Here is an 18,108-nt window from a genome sequence, read left to right as displayed (position 1 = left end):
CCCCGCGCTCTGCCCCCGGCTTTTGCGCGCGTTACGCAGAAGACACATCGGTTGTGGCGGTTTTACATCAGTTTGCGACGCCGTGTCACCTGAATATCGAGGTCTGTGATCTTCTTACGCAAGGTATTGCGGTTGATGCCAAGCAAATCAGCACATTTTGCTTGATTACCGCCGGTGGCATCCAAAGCGATCTCGATCAAAGGCACCTCGATTTCATGCAAAATCCGGTCATAGACCCCCGCAGGAGGCAGTTGGCCCGCATGCAAATCGAAATAGCGTTGCAAATGGCGTGCAACTGAAGCCGAGAGCTTTTCGCCTTCAATCGCACCACCACGCGTGGCAATCGGGCTTTGTGCCGAACCAAGCGCCACCTCTAGCTCGGCCTTGCTGATCTCGGCTTCGCTGGCGGTGACGATAAGGCGTTTCAGAATATTTTCCAACTGGCGCACATTTCCCGGCCAAGGATAGGCGCGCACCATCGCCATGGCCTCGGGCGATAGGCGGCGCTGCACGCCCTGCTCGCGCTCGCCACGCAGCAGGAAATGTTCGGCCAAAAGCGGAATGTCTTCGACCCTTTCGCGCAAGGCAGGCACCGCAAGCGTCACCCCGCCCAGCCGGTAGAACAGATCCTTGCGAAAGCGCCCTGCCTCCATCTTGGCGGCCAGATCGACCTGAGAGGTCGACATCACCCGCGGCGCGTGGTCGCCCATCACATCCAGCATCCGCACCAGACGGGCTTGGGCGTCTTCGTCAAAGTCTGAAACCTCGTCAAACACCAGACTGCCGCCCTTGGCCCGCGCCAAAAGCGTCGAAATCCCGTCGACACCGGCCAGATCAGAGGCCTGCGCTGTGACAAAGGGCTGGCCGCGCCGATCCGAAAAGTCATGCACCGCGCGCGCGATCAGCGATTTGCCGGTGCCGCTTTCACCGGCGATCAGCACCGGCAGATCGGCGTTCATCACCCGGGCGACCAGCCGGTAAAGCGCTTGCATCGCGGGGGTGCGCCCGACCAAGGGCAGATCTTCGCCGCCCTGACGCGGGGTTATCGCAGCTGGCTTGGCGGCATGGCGTTTGATATCCAAAGCCCGCGCCGAGCGTTTCATCAGATCGGGCAGATCAAAGGGCTTTGGCAGATAGTCAAAGGCCTCGGCCTCGGCAGCCTGAATAGCTGTCATGATGGTGTTTTGCGCCGAAATCACGATCACCGGCAAACCGGGGCGCAACTTGGCGATTTGCGGCAGCATCTGCAAGCCATTGCCATCGGGCATGATCACATCCGAGATCACCAGATCGCCTTTGCCCTCTTCCACCCAGCGCATCAAGGTCATCAGGCTTGAGGTCGCATGCACCTTGCAGCCCGCGCGCGTCAGCGCTTGGGTCAAAACCGTGCGAATGGTGCGATCGTCGTCGGCGACAAGAATAGTGCCGTCCATTACAGCTGCTCCTCGGATAGCCCGCGTGGGGCAAGGGGTAGGGAAATGCGAAACACGGTGCGGCCGGGCACGGAATCAACCGAGATCCAGCCGTCGTGGTCCGAGATAATCTTGGACACCAGCGCAAGGCCAAGTCCGGTGCCGTTTTCACGCCCCGAGACGAAGGGCTCGAAGATATCGGCAGCGATGTCGGGCGGAATGCCCGGGCCGTTGTCGATGATTTCAACTTGCAGCGGCAGGGTGGCGGCGGTGCCATCTTTGCGCAAACGCCGCAGAGAATGGTCGTAAAATGTGCGCAGCCGGATCTGGCCGCCGCCTGGCCCCGCGGCCTCGGAGGCATTTTTCAGCAGGTTCAAAAACACCTGCATCAGCTGATCGGGGTCGGCAAAGGTCGGCGGCAGCGAGGGGTCGTAATCTTCGGCAATCTGCATCGCCGCCCCATACCCCACCATCGCCGAGCGGCGGGCGCGGTCCAGCGCATCATGCAGGTTGACCGCCTTGCGCGCAGGTGGGCGCAGGTTGCCAAATTGCTCGACCTGTTCCAGCAGTTTGACGATTCGATGGGTTTCCTCGACGATCAGATCGGTCAGCTCCAGATCTTCGCCCGCAAGCCCCATCGCCAACAGCTGTGCCGCCCCCGAGATACCGGCAAGCGGGTTTTTGATTTCATGTGCCAGCATCTCGGCCATGCCAATCGCCGATTTCGCAGCCGATGTGACATGCATCGCGCGGCCCAACCGGTCGGCAATTTCGCGCGGCGATATCAGCATCAGAATATAGCCGGGATGATCCTGCACGGGGGCAAGTTGCAGCGCGCATTGGACCGGCGCGCGTTCGCCCGTGGTCAGATCGGCCTCCGAGATGAACAAGGGCGAGTCGTGTTGGATCACCCGCGCCAAAGCGTCCTCCATCGGCGCGTCGATCGACAAGCGGTCCAGAAGCGGCTGCCCGATCAGGCTTTTGGCCGAAGCGTTCAGGAAAATCTCGGCCGGCACGTTGACGTCTTGGATCAGGCCTGCGGCATCAATCAGCAGGGCCGGCAGCGGAATCGAGGCCCAGATCGCATCGGCGGAGGGTCGGCTCATGCGGCTACCTCTTGGGCTTGGGCAAAGGTTGCGCGGATCAGGCGGATCACCTGCTCGGGGTCGGTCGACGTCAGGATCGGGTCGCGCTGTGCGGTCAGGCCAGCCTCGTCCAGATACCAGCCCAGATGTTTGCGCGCGACGCGCAGGCCCAAATCACGGCCATAAAAGCCCAAGATCAGCTGGTAATGTTCGACAATCAGATCCGCCAGATCAGCCCCCCTTGGCACAACCGGCGCGGGTGCTGCGAACAGCGCATGGGCAATCTGCGCCAGCCGCCAAGGGGCGCCCTGCGCGCCGCGCCCCAGCATCACCCCATCGGCCCCCGATTGCGCCAAGGCCTGCGCCGCCGTGGCCGCATCAACAATATCGCCATTCGCGATCACCGGCACCGAGACCGCAGCCTTCACCGCCGCAATCGCCGCCCAATTGGCCGAACCTTTGTAAAACTGACAGCGAGTGCGGCCGTGAATGGTGATCATCTGCACGCCAGCGCCTTCGGCCATCGCCGCTATCTGCGGCGCATTCAAGCTCTCGTCATCCCAGCCCAGACGGGTTTTCAGCGTCACCGGCACCTCTACCGCCGCCGCCACCGCCTCGATCAAACGCAGCGCCAGATCGGGTTCCTTCATCAAGGCCGAGCCACAAGCACCATTGCCGCCCGCAGCCGTCACCCGCTTGGCAGGGCAGCCCATATTGATGTCGATGATGCGCGCGCCCTGCCCTTGTAGATAGCGCGCGGCCTCGGCCATCCAATGCGGATCACGCCCGGCCAATTGCACCGAGGTTGCGCCCTCGGCGATGCCCAACTCGGCCCGCGCGCGCGCAAGCGGTTGCGCCCGCATCATATCTTCTGAGGCGACCATTTCCGACACCACCAGCCCCGCGCCAAACCGCGCCACGATCTGCCGAAACGGCAAATCGGTGATTCCCGCCATGGGGGCCAGAATCACCGGTGGGGTCAGTGCGATTTTTCCAAGCATCAGGGTCATCATGGCTCCTTCTGTCCGCGACCATGCGCGCCTTATGGGCAAGCTCCAAGAGGTGGCGGTGAAATATCTGCCACATTTCTATGCAATGCACAATAATTAGGCAAAGATGCTGGATTATCGGGCCAGATTGTCACGAGGCTTGCCGCAGTTTAGACAAGAGAAAAGGAGCCAGCATGAGCATAGCGGCAATCATCACAGCAGCCGGACGCGGCACCCGCGCCGGCGGCGATCTGCCCAAGCAATGGCAGCTTATCGCGGGCGTGCCGGTCTTGGCGCATACTTTGGCAGCATTTGCGGGCTTTCGCACCGTTCTGACCCTCCATCCCGACGACCGCCCGCGTGCCGAGGCTTTGGCGAGTGGCGCGCAGCTGGTCGAAGGCGGCGCGTCGCGCGCGGCCTCGGTGCGCAATGCGCTCGAGGCGCTGGCGGGCCAAGGTATTACCAAGGTGTTGATCCATGACGGCGCGCGCCCCTTTGCCTCGCACGCGTTGATCGCCCGCGTCTTGGCAGCCTTAAACGATGTCCAAGCGGCAGCGCCTGCGCTTGCGGTCACCGATGCGCTTTGGACGGGGGCGGATGGTATGGTCACCGGCACGCGCGATCGCAGCGGGCTTTACCGCGCGCAGACGCCGCAGGGCTTTGACTTTGAGGCGATCCTAAGCGCGCATCGCAGCTTTGACGGCGAGGCCGCCGATGACGTCGAGGTTGCGCGCGCAGCCGGCATCGCGGTAAAGATCGTCGAGGGCTGCGAGCAGAACCTGAAACTGACATTTCCCGGCGATTTCGCGCGGGCCGAAGCTTTTCTGAAAGGACGCTAAATGGATCTGCGCTTGGGCAATGGCTTTGATGTGCATGCGTTTTGCGACGGCGATGGCGTCTGGCTTTGCGGCGTCCAGCTGCCGCATCCGCGCGGGCTGTTGGGCCATTCGGATGCCGATGTCGGCATGCATGCGCTGACCGATGCGATCTATGGCGCGCTGGCCGAGGGCGATATTGGCCAGCATTTCCCGCCCTCTGATCCGCAGTGGAAGGGTGCTGCCAGCCATATCTTTTTGCGCCATGCGATGGAGCGGGTGGCCGCGCGCGGCTTTACCCTAAGCAATTGTGATGTGACCTTGATCTGTGAACGCCCCAAAATCGGCCCGCACAGTGCTGCGATGCGGGCAGCGCTTGCGCAGATCATGGGCGTTGAGGTCGACCGAATTTCTGTCAAAGCCACCACATCCGAGCGGCTGGGCTTTACCGGCCGCGAGGAAGGCATAGCAGCGCTTGCCACCGCCGCTTTGGTGCGCGCATGAGCCGGCTGATTGCGATTTTCTTTGGCGTCGGGCTGATGCGGCCCGCGCCGGGCACTTGGGGGTCTTTGGCGGCGATTTTGCTGGGCCTGTTGGTTGACCGCTATTTGGGCTTTCCAGTGCTGGTTTTGGCGACGCTGGCGGTGACGCTTGCAGGGTTTTGGGCGGTGCGGCGCGAATTGGCGCAAAGGCCCGGCGATGACCCATCGGAATTTGTGATCGACGAGGTGGCAGGCCAATGGCTGGCGCTGTTGTTTTCTGCCGCGGCCTTTTGGGCGCGCGGGCATGAGGGGTTTCTGCCTTGGCCAGCGCCCTTGGCGGCTTTTGCGTTTTTCCGGTTGTTTGACATCTGGAAGCCCTGGCTTGTGGGCCGCGCCGATCGGCGCCACGATGCTGATGGGGTGATGCTGGATGATCTTTGGGCGGGTCTGTTTGCCGGCATTGCCACGGTGATTGCGGCGGCGGCCTATCACATTCCAATGGCTTTGCTGCAATGATCGACTTGGCCCAGCTGTTGCATTTGGCCCGCAGCGCAGGGCTGACCATTGCTTGCGCCGAAAGCTGCACCGGCGGCATGGTGGCGGCCAGCCTGACCGAGGTGGCAGGCGCGTCAGATGTGTTTGACCGCGGCTTTGTCACCTATTCCAATCAGGCCAAGATCGAGATGTTGGGGGTCTTGCCGCAAACCTTGCAGGACTTCGGCGCGGTCTCGGAACAGGTTGCAGCCGAGATGGCCGATGGCGCGCGGGCAAGGGCGCAGGTCGGGCTTGCGGTGTCGATTACCGGCATTGCAGGGCCCGGGGGCAGTGCCTTTAAACCCGAGGGGCGGGTGTGCTTTGGCCTTGCGCATCGGGGGTTTGCAACGCAGGTGCAAACGGTAGAATTCGGCGCTTTGGGCCGCGACAGGGTGCGGCTTGCCGCGCGCGATCATGCTTTGGCGCTGTTGCAGGCAGCGCTGCTGGCTTAGGCGTAAAGCTTTGAAGCGCGGTCTTCAAAGGCGCGCACCACGCGGCTCATCGCCTCGTTGAACACCAGCCCGATAATGCCCGCCAAAATGGCGTTTTTGAACTCGAAATCGACCTCGAAACTTACCTCGCAGCCGCCGGTTTCCAGATCGCGAAACCGCCAGACCGATTTCAGGTGCCGAAACGGGCCGTCGATATACTCGGTCAGGATGGTTTGGCTGCCGGGCAGCAAAGTCACACGGCTGCCGAATCTTTCGCGAAACACCTTAAAGCTGATCACAAGATCGGCCTCCATCACCTCGCCCGCCTCGATGGGCGTGCGCGAACGGATGCGGGCGGCGGCGGTCCAAGGCAGGAATTTGGGATAGCTGGCGACGTCAGCAACAAGGTCGTACATTTGTGCAGCACTATAGGGCAGCACCTTGGTTTCGGCATGACGCGGCATTTTACACCTATTCCCGTGACTTAGGCTTTGGTTTTGGGTAGAAACTTCGCAGAAATCAAGAGGGCCGCATGCCACATCCTGCTTACGTTATCGATCAAATGATTTCCGCCAAGGCGATTGCCGCGCGTGTCGAGGCGCTGGCGGCTGAAATCACCGCCTATTACCAAGACTGCGACAAGCTGGTGGTGGTGGGCCTGCTGCGCGGGTCTTTCGTGTTTATCGCGGATCTGGTGCGCGAAATTCCGCTGCCGGTCGAGGTGGATTTTCTGGAAGCCTCGTCTTACGGCGATGCGATGCATTCCAGCCGCGAAGTGCGGATCCTGAAAGACCTGCGCGGCGAGATTGCCGGCCGTGATGTGCTGGTGGTCGAAGACATCGTCGACACGGGCTTTACCCTGCATCATGTCAAGAACCTGCTGCTAAGCCGTGGGCCGCGCCGCTTAGAGGTTTGTGCGCTGCTCGACAAACCAAGCCGGCGCGAGGTTGATATCAAGGCGACATGGACCGGCTTTGACATCCCCGACGAATTTGTCGTCGGCTACGGCATTGATTACGCCCAACGCAACCGCAACCTGCCCTATATCGGCAAAGTGCGCTTTACCGAATGAACCCGAATTGGATCATCCGCATGGCAAAGTGGGCGCGCAATCCGCCCTCGCCGCAGCGGGTGCGCTTGGTCTTTGTGGTGGTGGCGCTTTGTCTTATCGTCATTGGGGTCGAAAAGCTGATAGGCTGGCCGGAATGGATGACGGTCAATTCAAATATTAAGCCAAAATTTTAAGGCTTTAGGCCGATTCTTCAGTTCGGCGTAAGCTTGGCGATCTAGACCCCGGCCTAAGGTCACAGCAGAGATTCAAGAGGCAATTTTATGGTGGGTTTTCTAACCAAAGTGGCGGGCGTTGGCCTGATTGGCTTGGCAGGGTTTTGGGTGATCTCGGCGCCCGCGCTGCCTTCGATGGCGGTCTATGATGGGCTGACCGGCGACGCCAAGGCGGGCGAGCCTGTGTTTTGGGCGGCGGGTTGTGCCTCTTGTCACGCCGCCCCTGATGCCGAGAAAGACGCGCAATTGGTCTTGCAGGGGGGCCAAGCCTTTCCTTCGGCCTTTGGCACCTTTATCGCGCCCAATATCTCGCCTGACCCAGTACAGGGCATCGGTGGCTGGAGCCTGCCCGAATTTGCCATGGCCGTGACCCAAGGAGTCGGGCGCAACGGCGAGCATCTTTACCCTGCCCTGCCCTATGCCGCCTATAACAAGATGGCACCGCAGGATGTCGCCAACCTTTGGGCCTTTATCCAGACCCTGCCCGCCTCTGCCACCCCAAGCCAGCCGCATCAGGTCGGCTTTCCCTTTAACATCCGCCGCAGCCTTGGGGTGTGGAAGCGGATGTTTGTCAAAAACGATTGGGTGGTTCAGGGCGATCTGACGCCCGAGCAAAGCCGTGGCCGCTATATCGCCGAGGCTTTGGCCCATTGCGGCGAATGCCACAGCCCGCGCAACGCTTTGGGCGGCATCAAGCGCGACCAATGGCTTGCAGGCGCGCCCAACCCCGATGGCAAGGGCCGTGTGCCCAATATCACCCCCGCCAAGCTGAGTTGGAGCGAGGATGAGATCGTCGAATACCTGACCTCGGGCTTTACACCCGAATATGATTCGGTCGGCGGCCATATGGTGCATGTGGTTGAAAACATGGCACGGCTGCCCGAAAGCGATCGGCGCGCGGTTGCGGCCTATCTGAAACTGGTCGCCCCGCAACAAAACTAAGCCCCAGCGGCGGATCTGCGCGCAGAGGCATAAACCTTTGCCGCAGTTTCCGCCTCTATAACCCCAAGCATAGGCCGGCTGCATTGCTGTTTGCTGCGTTGCGGCTATGGCTTGGGGGGCGATCTTTCTGCCCTCCTCCCTCTTTACCCAAGCGCCTGTTTTAGCGCCTCTTTCGGAGATTATGATGAAGACCAAGCTTGTTGCATTTACACTCCTTGCCTCGATTTCTGCCTTTGCCAGTTTTGCCCAAGACGCCGCCGATCCCTTTGCGGATGTAGTGGAAACACGCCATGGCTTGATGCTGCAAATGGCCTCTGATCTGGGCACTTTGGGCGGCATGGCCAAGGGCACGGCGGCCTATGATCAGGCAGCGGCCACGCAGGCTGCCTCCAACATCGCGGCGATTGCCTCGGTTCTGAGCATGGCGCAATTTCCTGCGGGTTCTGAGACTGGTGCTGCGGCGGACAGCTATGCTTTGGCCGACATATGGACCAAGCAAGACGATTTCCTGTCCAAGATCACCGATCTGAACAATGCAGCGGGCATGATGAAAATGGCAGCTGCAACGGATGCAAATGCGATCAAAGGCTCGATGGCACAATTGGGCGGCGCCTGTTCGGCCTGCCACAAATCTTATCGTCAGCCAGAAAGCTGATCTGAAGGGGGGGCCTTTTTGGCCCCCCGCCTTAGCCGCGAGCCAGCTTTTCCAGCCGTGCCGCGCGCAATTGGGCAAAGTCGTCGCCCGCGTGGTAGCTTGACCGCGTCAGCGGTGTGGCCGAAACCATCAAGAACCCCTTGCCAAAAGCCGTGGTCTCATAGCTTTTGAATTCCTCGGGCGTCACAAAGCGGTCAACGCGGTGGTGTTTCGGGGTCGGTTGCAGATATTGGCCGATGGTCAGAAAATCGACATCCGCCGCGCGCATATCGTCCATCACCTGATGCACGCCTTGGCGATCTTCGCCCAAGCCCACCATGATGCCGGATTTGGTGAAAATCGTCGGATCCAGTTCCTTGACCTGCTGCAACAGCCGCAAGCTGTGGAAATAGCGCGCGCCGGGCCGCACAGTTGGGTAAAGCCCCGGCACGGTTTCCAGGTTGTGGTTGAACACATCGGGCTTGGCGGCCACCACCTTGGCAAGCGCTTCGGGCGGGCATTTCAGAAAGTCCGGCGTCAAAATCTCAATCGTGGTGCCCGGTGCGCGGTGGCGAATGGCGCGGATGGTCTGGGCAAAATGCTCGGCACCGCCGTCTTCCAGATCATCGCGGTCGACACTGGTGATCACCACATGTTTCAGCCCCAGTTCGGCCACCGCATGCGCCACCCGGCCCGGCTCGAAGCTGTCCAGCGCATTGGGTTTGCCGGTGGCGATATTGCAAAACGAGCAGCCGCGGGTGCAGATCTCGCCCATGATCATCATGGTGGCATGGCCCTGCGACCAGCATTCGCCGACATTCGGGCAGCCCGCCTCTTCGCAGACTGTCACCAGCTTTTTCTCGCGCAGGATGTCGCGGGTTTTTTTATAGCCTTCCGAGGTGGGAGCTTTGACGCGGATCCAATCGGGCTTTTTCGGCTGGGCGTTATCGGGCTTATGCGCCTTTTCGGGATGGCGTTGTTCGGGCAATTTAAGGTCGCGCAACGGTGTTTCCCCCTGATAAAGCGTCCTTTTCTAAATAGGCCTCATAGCGCGTCTTGGCAACGTCCTTCGCCACTTGCAGCTATGCGCTCTGCTCATGGCTGGCGCGCGCCTAGCCAATCAGCGGGCCCGAGCGGCCATATGTGGCCTCGAAATGCCGATGCAGGCGCTGCAAGGCGATGCGCAACACCACTTTTCCCGAGCGCGCAGCCCAGCCAAGGCGTTGCTCTGCGGTCTCGATGCCCTCCAAAAAACAGCAAACCCGCAGGGCCACATCGCCAAGACCCGGGCCAAGCTCGCGCAGCGCTGCGGCAACCCGCTCGCGGGCGGCGCGCGGTCCCTCGGGCAAAGTGCTATCGCTGCGAAAGCTGGCCCGATCGCCACCGGTCAGGAACCTTTCCCAGTTTTGTGTCACCCGCGGGCCCATCTGGGCAAGCTCGAAATCCTCACGCAGCCGCTCAGCCGCCGAAACCAGTTCGGGGGCAAGAAACAGCTTCCCGTCCTTGTCTCTGCGCCGCCCCAACACCGAAACCGGCGTCTCGGCCAGATTGTAGCGCATGCGCCGCAAGCCGCTGTCGCTGTCGGTGTCGCCTGCCGCGTCAAAACAGGCCTGCGCCTCGGCAAAACCGCCCTTGCCCGCGTCTTGCTCGAGCATGGTGACCAATGCCGCCTTGCCGGTGGCGCTGATCTCGTAGCTTGCCACCCGTCCGGCTTTTTTACAAACAATCCAATCCTTAAGCGCAAAGGCCTGTGCAAGGGTGCGATCGACCACGGCGGTGCGCAAGCTGCGCCCATCGGGAAATTCGCGCATCACCACCGCTTTTTCCATATCTGGCGCAAAGGCCAGCACCGCTCCGGTTTCAACGAGGCGGCGCAAAATGCGTTTGCCCTCGGTATTAATGGTTTCTTGATCTGCGATAAGGGAAGCTGCGGACATGGGAAAATCATCCTTTTGCGGCGAAAAAAATTCTGGGGAAATCGGGGTCGCAAGCGCCGTAAGGGCGCCATCAAGCAAAGGGTCATCGCGGCGGGTTTCGTAGCGGCGCACCGTGCGCATCACGGTCGAGGCATGGCGGCCCTCGCGGCGCGCAAGGGCGCGGTAGGACAGGCCGTCTTCGGTGTGGTTCAAATAAAGCCGCACCCCCTCTGGCAGCCAATCGGGCAGCTTTTGCACCGCCGAAAGCGTGCCGTGCCAGTTTAAATCTTGCACGGCGGGCTTTGGGCGCTTTGCCTCTCTGCAATCGTTCAAAACGGGGAGCGGCATTTCTTACCTATTGGTTAATATTGCAGCATTTAGCGATAATTGTTTATAAATCTTAAAGAATATCGGAAGGCGCCGCGCGGCGAAACTGCAAGCGGCGCAACGGCAGGTTGCAGCGTGTTAGGCTTTGCTCTTGTTTTAAGGAGCATTGAGATGACCGATTTTCGCACCCTGCTTGCCAATCTGCGCCGCCCCCGTCTGCTGATCCGTGCGGCCAGCTGTGGGTTGGTTGATTACCGCCGCGACCGCGATCTGAAACGGCTGCTGCGCACCAACCCCAGCCCCGAAGTCGCGGTGCCGCATCTGTTAGAAGAGGAGGCACGGCTGGAAGCGATCCGGCGGGCGGGTGAGGTCGGCTATTGCGTCGCCCGCCATATCGAGGTGCTGATTGCGCTCATGGCCGAAGTGCGGCTGCTGCCTCGACCACAAGGCGTGGTCTAATGCAAAAGGCCCGCAGAGATCTGCGGGCCTTTTTTAGTCACTGTCTTCGCTAACAAAGCCTTACATAAAGGCGTCGGGCATCGAGGCCTTTTTCTTGGCGACATATTCATCGATGCTTTCGCGCACGCCTTCGTCAATTGGCGGGGCAACATAATCGCCCAGCATCTTTTTCACCCGCTCGGCTGCCAGGGTTTGCGTGTCGCGCGCACCCTCTTCGGCCCAGGTCTCAAAAGGTTTGAAATCAAACAGATCCGAGCGCCAGAACGCGGTTTTAAAGTTGGCTTGGGTGTGTTCGCAGCCCAAGAAGTGGCCGCCGGGGCCAACTTCGCGGATCGCATCCATGGCTTGGCCGTTGGTGTCCATCATGATGCCCTGCGCAAGGTGGTGCAGGGTGCCAAGCTGGTCGGCGTCCATCACGAATTTCTCAAACGACGACACCAGACCGCCTTCCAACCAACCGCAAGCGTGCAGCATAAAGTTAACGCCCGCCAGCAAAGCCATGTTCAGGCTGTTTGCGGTCTCGTAGGCGGCCTGTGCGTCGGGCAGTTTCGATCCGCAGAACGATCCGCCTGAACGGTAAGGCAGCCCCAGACGCCGCACCAATTGCCCGGTGCCGTAGGTGATATGCGCGGCCTCTGGCGTGCCAAAGGTCGGCGCGCCCGAGTTCATGTCGATCGAGGTCACAAAAGCCCCTGCAATCACCGGCGAGCCGGGGCGGACCAATTGGCTGTAGGAAACGCCGGCCAAAATCTCGGCCAAAACTTGCGTCAGCGTGCCTGCCACCGTCACCGGCGCCATAGCGCCGCCAACGATAAAGGGCGAGACGATCGAGGCTTGGTTGTTGGACGCATAGGTTTCCAGCGCGCCCATCATGATGCCGTCAAAGGTCATCGGCGAGTTGATGTTCACAAGGCTGGTCATCACGGTGTTTTGGTCAACGAAATCCGCGCCAAACAGCAGCTTTGACATCTCGATCGAATCTGCCGCCCGGCTTGGTTCAGTCACCGACCCCATATAGGGCTTGTCCGACAGCACCATATGCGCGCGCAACATATCAAGGTGACGCTTGTTCACCGGCACATCGGTGGGTTCGCACACCGTGCCGCCCGAATGGTGCAGCCATTTCGACATATAGCCAAGCTTCACGAATTTCTCGAAATCGGCGATGGTGGCATAGCGCCGCCCGCCTTCCATATCGCGCACAAAAGGAGGGCCGTAGACCGGCGCAAGCACCAAGCCGCGCCCCCCCACCTCGACGTTGCGCGCAGGGTTGCGGGCGTATTGGGTATAGGTTTTCGGCGCGGTCGAGCAAAGCTTGCGCGCAAGACCGCGCGGAATATGCACGCGCTCGCCGCGCACATCAGCGCCCGCTTCGCGCCAGCGCTGCAAGGCCGCTTCGTTTTCAACGAAGTTGACGCCGATCTCTTCCAACACCGTTTCGGCGTTGTATTCGATGATCTGCAGCGCTTCTTCGTTCAAAATCTCGAAGTTCGGGATATTGCGCTGGATGAATTTTGCGGTCTCAAACGACACTGCCGTGCGCTCGGCACGCCGTGCAGACCCACCGCCACCGCGCGCCCTGCGTTCTACCATCTCGCTCATCATCGTCTCCATCGTTTCCGCTATGCGGCAATTTCTGGGCTCTTATGCCCAATAACCTGCGGGCCTTGCACCCCGAAACCGCCATTTGCGCACCAAAACCGACATAGAGCCTCGCCATTTCCGACAGCGGCGCGCGGCAAGGGCTGCGAGCGGGGATTTCGCGCGCGCCCAACACGCCGCCCGCGATTTTCTGCGGCCTATCAGCCAATTCCGCGGCAATTGATCTTGCGATTCTGCACGCCATTGGCTACGCGAGGCCATGACACAGCATGATCGCCTCCTTATCATCGACTTTGGTTCTCAGGTTACGCAGCTTATCGCGCGTCGCCTGCGCGAGCTGAATGTTTATTGCGAAATTCATCCCTATAATAAGGTCGATGACAGCTTCCTGAAAGGCTTTGCGCCCAAGGCAGTGATCCTTTCGGGGGGGCCAGATTCGGTGACCCGCGCGGGATCGCCGCGCGCACCCGAGGCGCTTTGGTCGCTGGGCGTGCCGGTGCTGGGGATCTGCTATGGTCAGCAGACCATGATGCAGCAGCTGGGCGGGCTGGTCGAAAGCGGCCATGGCACCGCAGAATTTGGCCGCGCCTTCCTGACCCCGACCGCAGACAGCCTGTCGATCTTGGACGGCTGGTTTGCCGATGGCAAAGAACAGGTCTGGATGAGCCACGGCGACCATGTCTCGCGGATTGCGCCGGGCTTTACGGTTTATGGCACCTCGCCCAACGCGCCTTTTGCGGTGACGGCGGATGTCTCGCGCAACTTTTATGCGGTGCAATTCCATCCCGAAGTGCATCACACCCCCAAAGGCGCCAAGCTTTATGAAAACTTTGTCCGCTTGGCGGGGTTTTCGGGCGATTGGACGATGGACGCCTACCGCGAGCAAGCGATTGCCGCGATCCGCAGCCAGGTTGGCGACAAAAAGGTGATCTGCGCGCTCTCGGGCGGCGTTGACAGCTCGGTCACCGCGATTTTGATCCATGAGGCGATTGGCGATCAGCTGACCTGCGTCTTTGTCGATCACGGTTTGCTGCGTTTGGGCGAAGCGGAACAGGTTGTGGCGATGTTTCGCGACAATTACAGCCTAAACCTGATCCATGCCGACGAATCCGAGCTGTTCTTGGGCCGCTTGAACGGGGTTTCTGACCCCGAAACCAAGCGCAAGATCATCGGCGGTTTGTTCATCGATGTGTTCCAGAAATACGCCAATGGCATCGAGGGGGCAGAGTTTCTGGCCCAGGGCACGCTTTATCCCGATGTGATTGAAAGTGTAAGCTTTTCGGGTGGCCCTTCGGTCACGATCAAATCGCATCACAATGTCGGTGGCCTGCCTGAAAAGATGGGGCTTAAGCTGGTCGAGCCGCTGCGCGAGCTGTTCAAGGACGAGGTGCGCGCTTTGGGCCGCGAGCTTGGCCTGCCCGCAAGCTTTATCGGCCGCCACCCCTTCCCCGGCCCCGGCCTTGCGATCCGCTGCCCCGGCGAGATCACACCCGAAAAGCTGGATATCCTGCGCAAAGCTGATGCGGTTTATATCGACCAAATCCGCAAACATGGGCTTTATGACGAGATTTGGCAGGCCTTTGCCGCGATCTTGCCGATGAAAACCGTAGGTGTGATGGGCGACGGGCGCACCTATGATTACGCTTTGGCGCTGCGGGCGGTGACTTCGGTCGATGGCATGACCGCAGACACCTATCCTTTCACCCATGATTTCTTGGGCGAGACGATGACGCGGATCATCAATGAGGTCAAAGGCATCAATCGGGTGTTTTATGACGTCACCTCGAAACCGCCTGGCACGATCGAGTTGGAATGATCCGGCTGACGGGACATCTGCTTTGCGCAAGCGCCGAAGAACTGGCGATTGTGCAGGCGCATGTGGGCGAGCATATTCGCCTGACCCAGCAAGAGCCGGGCTGTTTGTCTTTCGAAGTGGTTCAGACCGAAGATCCGATGGTTTGGGAGGTGCGCGAGACCTTTAAAACCCGCGCGGATTTTGATGCGCATCAGATCCGCACCCGCGCGTCAGAGTGGTTTGCGCAAAGCAAAGATATCCCCCGCGCCTTTCGGGTTGAAGAAATCGCAGATTAAAAAGGGGCGCCTAAGCGCCCCTTTTGTTTACAAAAACGCCCCGTGGCCCACGGTTTCTGAAATCGGTCGACGCGGGCTTGGCGCTTCGCGGGCTTGCAGCATTTCGGGCAGATCGGCGGCATCACCCTGATGGCCGACAGCCACAACCGCATGCAGCACATAGCCTTCGGGCAGCTTTAGCGCTTCAGCCAGAACGGCGGCATCAAAGCCGCCCATCGCATGGGCAATCAGCCCGGCATGATGCGCTTGCAGCGCAAAAGACCCCCAAGCGGTGCCGGTATCAAAGGCGTGCCAAGGGTTCGCCGAGGTCACCCCGTCACGCTCCAGCCTGCTGGCCGAAGCAATCGCCACCAAAGCGCCGGCTTTTTCCGCCCAAGCGCGGTTAAACGGCACCAAAGCCGATGCAATCTTGGCAAAACCCGCATCGCCGCGCAGCCCGTAGGCAAAGCGCCAAGGCTGGTTGTTGCTGGCCGAAGGCGCCCAACGCGCGGCCTCGAACAGTGGCATCAGCGCCTCTTGCGTCAGAACGGTGTCCGCAAAGGAGCGCGGCGACCAACGTTCGGTGAATTGGTCGTGAATGGCGTGGTCGGTTTGACGGGTAGACTGGCTCATGATTAATCCTTTTACGCTACGCACGATACCTAGCGCATCACGCCCCGCCTGCAAACGCCACCTGCGCAGAGAGTCTCTGCACAGATGCACATTGTCACCGATACATTCCCGCACTGGCAAAGCAGATTGCCGCACGATAAGCCTGTGTGCATGATCACAAAACCACGCCCCTTTCTGCTGCGCCACCGAGACTTCGGCCTTTATTGGGGCGGGATGACCTTTGAAAGCCTGGCGGTTCAGATTGAATCTGTCACCATCGGTTGGCAGGTCTACACCATTGCGCGCCAATCGCTGGATATCAACCAAAGCGCCTTTATGGTCGGCATGGTGGGGCTGGCGCAATTTTTGCCGCTGTTTGTGCTGACGCTTTGGGCCGGATCGCTGGCGGATCGGCATTCGCGCCGCGCCATTGTGATGAGCGCGATTGCGCTGAAGTTTTGCGGCGTGTTGGGCTTGGTGGCGATTTCGCGCGAGGCAAGCCCAAGCCTGCACCATATCTTTGCGATTGCCGCAGTCTTTGGCGTGGCGCGCGCCTTTATGTCGCCGGCAGCTTCGGCGCTGACACCGATGCTGGTGCCGCGCTCGGACATGCCGCAGGCGATTTCACTGAAATCGCTTAGCTGGCAGTTGGCGGTGATTGCAGGGCCGTGGTTGGGCGGGGTGCTTTGCGCCTATTCGACCACGCTTGCCTATAGCACGGCGGCGGCGCTTTATCTGGTGACGCTGTCGATCGTGTCGCTGGTGCGCAAAAGCACGACGCCAACGCGGCAACCGGGCAGCCAGTGGCAGCAGGTCAAAGAGGGGCTGGTTTATACCTTTCGCCACAAGATCATTTTTGGCGCGATCTCGCTGGATCTGTTTGCGGTGCTGCTGGGCGGGGCCACAGCGCTTTTGCCAGCCTTTGCCTCTGACATTCTGAAAGTCGGGCCCGAAGGCTTTGGGATCTTGCGCTCGGGCCCTGCGATTGGCGCGTCTTTGATGGCGATTGCGCTGGCGCGCCGCCCGCTTACACGCAGGGCCGGAGTACGGATGTTCTGGGCGGTGGCAGCTTTTGGCGTGGCGACCTTGGTTTTCGCGCTTTCCAAAAACATGTGGCTGTCGGTGGCAGCGCTTGCGGTGTTGGGGGCTGCGGATATGATTTCGATGTATATCCGGCAAACCTTGGTGCAGATCGTGACGCCGGACCATATGCGCGGGCGGGTGTCATCGGTGTCGGGTCTGTTCATCTCGGCCTCTAATGAGCTGGGCGAGTTTGAAAGCGGCGTTGTCTCGCGCTTTATCGGGCCGGTGGGGGCGGCGGTTTTCGGCGGCATCGGCACGCTGATCGTCACGGGGGCTTGGGCTGCGATGTTCCCTGCCCTGCGCCGTGCCGACCGTCTGGATGGCGAGGATACACCATGAAGGCCTCGTTGCGCGCAGCGCTGTGGATGCTTGGCTCTATTGGAGCCTTTTCTACAATGGCCGTGGCAGGCAAAGAGGTCAGCTCTGTGCATGACAGCTTCGAGATCATGACCCTGCGCTCTGCCATCGGCATTGCATTGGTGCTGGCCTTTGCGCGGGCCACCGGCCAGATGCAAGAGATCAAGGCCGAGCGTTTGAGCGGGCATTTGCTGCGCAATCTAATGCATTTCGCTGGCCAAAACCTGTGGTTCTTTGCTCTGACACTGATCCCGCTGGCGCAGCTTTTTGCCATCGAGTTCACCTCGCCCATCTGGGTGATTTTGCTCTCGCCTTTGCTGCTTGGCGAAAGGCTGACGGCGCCGCGACTGATTGCGGCGGCGCTTGGGTTTTTGGGGATTTTGATCGTCACCCGCCCCGATATTGCCCATATGAACATCGGGGTGTTGGCGGCCGCGGCCGCGGCGGTGTGTTTTGCCGCCACCAGCATCGCCACCAAGCGACTGACGCGCGGGCAATCCATTGTCACCATCATGTTTTGGTTGACGTTGATGCAGTTCTGCTTTGGCCTGATCGCGATTGGCCTGAAGGGCACGCTGACTTGGCCAACTGCTCAGACCCTGCCCTTGCTGGTGCTGATCGGGGTTTGTGGCGTCATTGCGCATTACTCGCTGACTTCGGCCCTTAGCCTTGCTGCGGCCTCTTATGTCATGCCGATCGACTTTTTGCGCCTACCACTGATCGCCGGTGTGGGCGCGCTTGCCTATGGTGAGCCGCTTGATCCTTATGTTTTGGGCGGCGGGCTGGTGATTTTTCTGGGAATCTGGGTCAGCCTGCGCGCCGAACTGGGAAAACCAAGCCCAAAAGCAAGCCCTTAGCGTTTGTTACGTTGCGTTACTGATTGACCGTTTGTTCACGCTTTATTAGCCTGTGGTATGGCACAATTGCGAGACGTTTCGCGTCAGAATGAAACGCGCATAGATGCTGATCTGGTTACGGGGAGTAGACCATGAAACACATCACGACCGCGCTTGGCGCGTTGGCACTGTCGACATCGCTTGCGCAGGCGGGTGGGATTGACCGGTCCGGTCAATC

Annotated in this window: 21 protein-coding genes; 13 read left to right on the top strand and 8 right to left on the bottom strand. The window is 60.3% G+C overall.

Annotated features, from left to right (window positions below; translation table 11 throughout):
* Positions 1-62 precede the first annotated feature (62 nt).
* The 3 genes from V7Q10_RS11480 to dusB are packed head-to-tail and all read right to left on the bottom strand — an operon-like array spanning position 63 to position 3,507.
* Complete coding sequence (locus V7Q10_RS11480) at positions 63-1,433, bottom strand: response regulator (RefSeq protein WP_333869240.1); 1,371 nt, start codon at positions 1,431-1,433, stop codon at positions 63-65.
* Positions 1,433-2,518 carry a two-component system sensor histidine kinase NtrB gene (locus V7Q10_RS11475; RefSeq protein WP_333869239.1) on the bottom strand — a complete coding sequence of 362 codons (1,086 nt, stop codon included), beginning with the start codon at positions 2,516-2,518 and terminating at the stop codon, positions 1,433-1,435. The genes V7Q10_RS11480 and V7Q10_RS11475 overlap by 1 nt, the downstream gene beginning before the upstream one ends.
* Complete coding sequence (gene dusB, locus V7Q10_RS11470) at positions 2,515-3,507, bottom strand: tRNA dihydrouridine synthase DusB (protein ID WP_333869238.1); 993 nt, start codon at positions 3,505-3,507, stop codon at positions 2,515-2,517. The genes V7Q10_RS11475 and dusB overlap by 4 nt, the downstream gene beginning before the upstream one ends.
* Positions 3,508-3,680: 173 nt before the next feature.
* Between dusB and ispD the strand changes: the two genes are divergently transcribed.
* Genes ispD through V7Q10_RS11450 form a run of 4 tightly spaced genes read left to right on the top strand, consistent with a single transcriptional unit; the run spans position 3,681 to position 5,769 of the window.
* Complete coding sequence (gene ispD, locus V7Q10_RS11465) at positions 3,681-4,325, top strand: 2-C-methyl-D-erythritol 4-phosphate cytidylyltransferase (protein ID WP_333869237.1); 645 nt, start codon at positions 3,681-3,683, stop codon at positions 4,323-4,325.
* Complete coding sequence (gene ispF, locus V7Q10_RS11460; RefSeq protein WP_333869236.1) at positions 4,326-4,805, top strand: 2-C-methyl-D-erythritol 2,4-cyclodiphosphate synthase; 480 nt, start codon at positions 4,326-4,328, stop codon at positions 4,803-4,805.
* Complete coding sequence (locus V7Q10_RS11455) at positions 4,802-5,299, top strand: phosphatidylglycerophosphatase A family protein (protein WP_333869235.1); 498 nt, start codon at positions 4,802-4,804, stop codon at positions 5,297-5,299. The genes ispF and V7Q10_RS11455 overlap by 4 nt, the downstream gene beginning before the upstream one ends.
* Positions 5,296-5,769: a CinA family protein gene (locus tag V7Q10_RS11450; protein ID WP_442885863.1), complete on the top strand. Its 474-nt coding sequence runs from the start codon at positions 5,296-5,298 to the stop codon at positions 5,767-5,769. The genes V7Q10_RS11455 and V7Q10_RS11450 overlap by 4 nt, the downstream gene beginning before the upstream one ends.
* On the opposite strand, the gene V7Q10_RS11445 is transcribed toward V7Q10_RS11450, so the two are convergent.
* Positions 5,766-6,212, bottom strand: a complete 447-nt coding sequence (locus V7Q10_RS11445) for a type II toxin-antitoxin system RatA family toxin (protein WP_333869234.1) — start codon at positions 6,210-6,212, stop codon at positions 5,766-5,768. The genes V7Q10_RS11450 and V7Q10_RS11445 overlap by 4 nt on opposite strands.
* 68 nt (positions 6,213-6,280) lie before the next feature.
* On the opposite strand from V7Q10_RS11445, the gene hpt reads away from it, so the two are divergent.
* The 4 genes from hpt (at position 6,281) to V7Q10_RS11425 (ending at position 8,629) form a co-directional block, all read left to right on the top strand.
* Positions 6,281-6,820, top strand: coding sequence for a hypoxanthine phosphoribosyltransferase (hpt, locus tag V7Q10_RS11440; protein WP_333869233.1), 540 nt, complete (start codon positions 6,281-6,283; stop codon positions 6,818-6,820).
* Positions 6,821-6,840: 20 nt separating this feature from the next.
* Positions 6,841-6,993, top strand: a complete 153-nt coding sequence (locus V7Q10_RS11435) for a hypothetical protein (protein ID WP_333869232.1) — start codon at positions 6,841-6,843, stop codon at positions 6,991-6,993.
* An 87-nt stretch (positions 6,994-7,080) separates the two neighbouring features.
* Entirely contained in the window at positions 7,081-7,974 is an 894-nt protein-coding gene (locus tag V7Q10_RS11430) for a c-type cytochrome (protein WP_333869231.1), read from the top strand.
* A 184-nt stretch (positions 7,975-8,158) separates the two neighbouring features.
* Positions 8,159-8,629 carry a c-type cytochrome gene (locus V7Q10_RS11425; RefSeq protein ID WP_333869230.1) on the top strand — a complete coding sequence of 157 codons (471 nt, stop codon included), beginning with the start codon at positions 8,159-8,161 and terminating at the stop codon, positions 8,627-8,629.
* A 31-nt stretch (positions 8,630-8,660) separates the two neighbouring features.
* Here the strand turns inward: V7Q10_RS11425 and lipA are convergent, their stop codons facing one another.
* Both lipA and V7Q10_RS11415 read right to left on the bottom strand, forming a co-directional pair.
* Entirely contained in the window at positions 8,661-9,611 is a 951-nt protein-coding gene (lipA, locus tag V7Q10_RS11420; RefSeq protein WP_333869229.1) for a lipoyl synthase, read from the bottom strand.
* A gap of 109 nt (positions 9,612-9,720) precedes the next feature.
* Positions 9,721-10,818 carry a DUF6456 domain-containing protein gene (locus V7Q10_RS11415; RefSeq protein ID WP_333869228.1) on the bottom strand — a complete coding sequence of 366 codons (1,098 nt, stop codon included), beginning with the start codon at positions 10,816-10,818 and terminating at the stop codon, positions 9,721-9,723.
* A gap of 204 nt (positions 10,819-11,022) precedes the next feature.
* Here V7Q10_RS11415 and V7Q10_RS11410 point away from each other — a divergent pair, with 204 nt between their 5' ends.
* Complete coding sequence (locus tag V7Q10_RS11410; RefSeq protein WP_333869227.1) at positions 11,023-11,310, top strand: DUF6477 family protein; 288 nt, start codon at positions 11,023-11,025, stop codon at positions 11,308-11,310.
* A 60-nt stretch (positions 11,311-11,370) separates the two neighbouring features.
* Here the strand turns inward: V7Q10_RS11410 and V7Q10_RS11405 are convergent, their stop codons facing one another.
* The gene (locus tag V7Q10_RS11405) at positions 11,371-12,912 is read right to left on the bottom strand and encodes a trimethylamine methyltransferase family protein (RefSeq protein WP_333869226.1); all 1,542 of its coding nucleotides are present in this window, start codon (positions 12,910-12,912) and stop codon (positions 11,371-11,373) included.
* A gap of 259 nt (positions 12,913-13,171) precedes the next feature.
* Here V7Q10_RS11405 and guaA point away from each other — a divergent pair, with 259 nt between their 5' ends.
* Positions 13,172-14,728, top strand: a complete 1,557-nt coding sequence (gene guaA / locus V7Q10_RS11400; RefSeq protein WP_333869225.1) for a glutamine-hydrolyzing GMP synthase — start codon at positions 13,172-13,174, stop codon at positions 14,726-14,728.
* Positions 14,725-15,003, top strand: a complete 279-nt coding sequence (locus V7Q10_RS11395) for a putative quinol monooxygenase (RefSeq protein WP_333869224.1) — start codon at positions 14,725-14,727, stop codon at positions 15,001-15,003. Before guaA ends, V7Q10_RS11395 begins: the two co-directional genes overlap by 4 nt.
* A gap of 27 nt (positions 15,004-15,030) precedes the next feature.
* Here V7Q10_RS11395 and V7Q10_RS11390 read toward each other — a convergent pair whose 3' ends face one another.
* Positions 15,031-15,615 (bottom strand): nitroreductase family protein, encoded by a 585-nt coding sequence (locus tag V7Q10_RS11390; protein WP_333869223.1) that lies wholly within the window; start codon positions 15,613-15,615, stop codon positions 15,031-15,033.
* Between the two features lie 213 nt (positions 15,616-15,828).
* Between V7Q10_RS11390 and V7Q10_RS11385 the strand changes: the two genes are divergently transcribed.
* A complete protein-coding gene (locus V7Q10_RS11385; protein ID WP_442885862.1) occupies positions 15,829-17,016 on the top strand; it encodes an MFS transporter in 1,188 nt (395 codons plus the stop codon).
* Positions 17,013-17,891, top strand: a complete 879-nt coding sequence (locus tag V7Q10_RS11380) for a DMT family transporter (protein WP_333869221.1) — start codon at positions 17,013-17,015, stop codon at positions 17,889-17,891. The genes V7Q10_RS11385 and V7Q10_RS11380 overlap by 4 nt, the downstream gene beginning before the upstream one ends.
* Positions 17,892-18,108: the final 217 nt, after the last annotated feature.

The organism is Cypionkella sp., assembly GCF_036782355.1.
In the GTDB taxonomy this organism is placed as follows: domain Bacteria; phylum Pseudomonadota; class Alphaproteobacteria; order Rhodobacterales; family Rhodobacteraceae; genus Cypionkella.
This window is presented reverse-complemented; position numbering and strand designations above follow the sequence as displayed.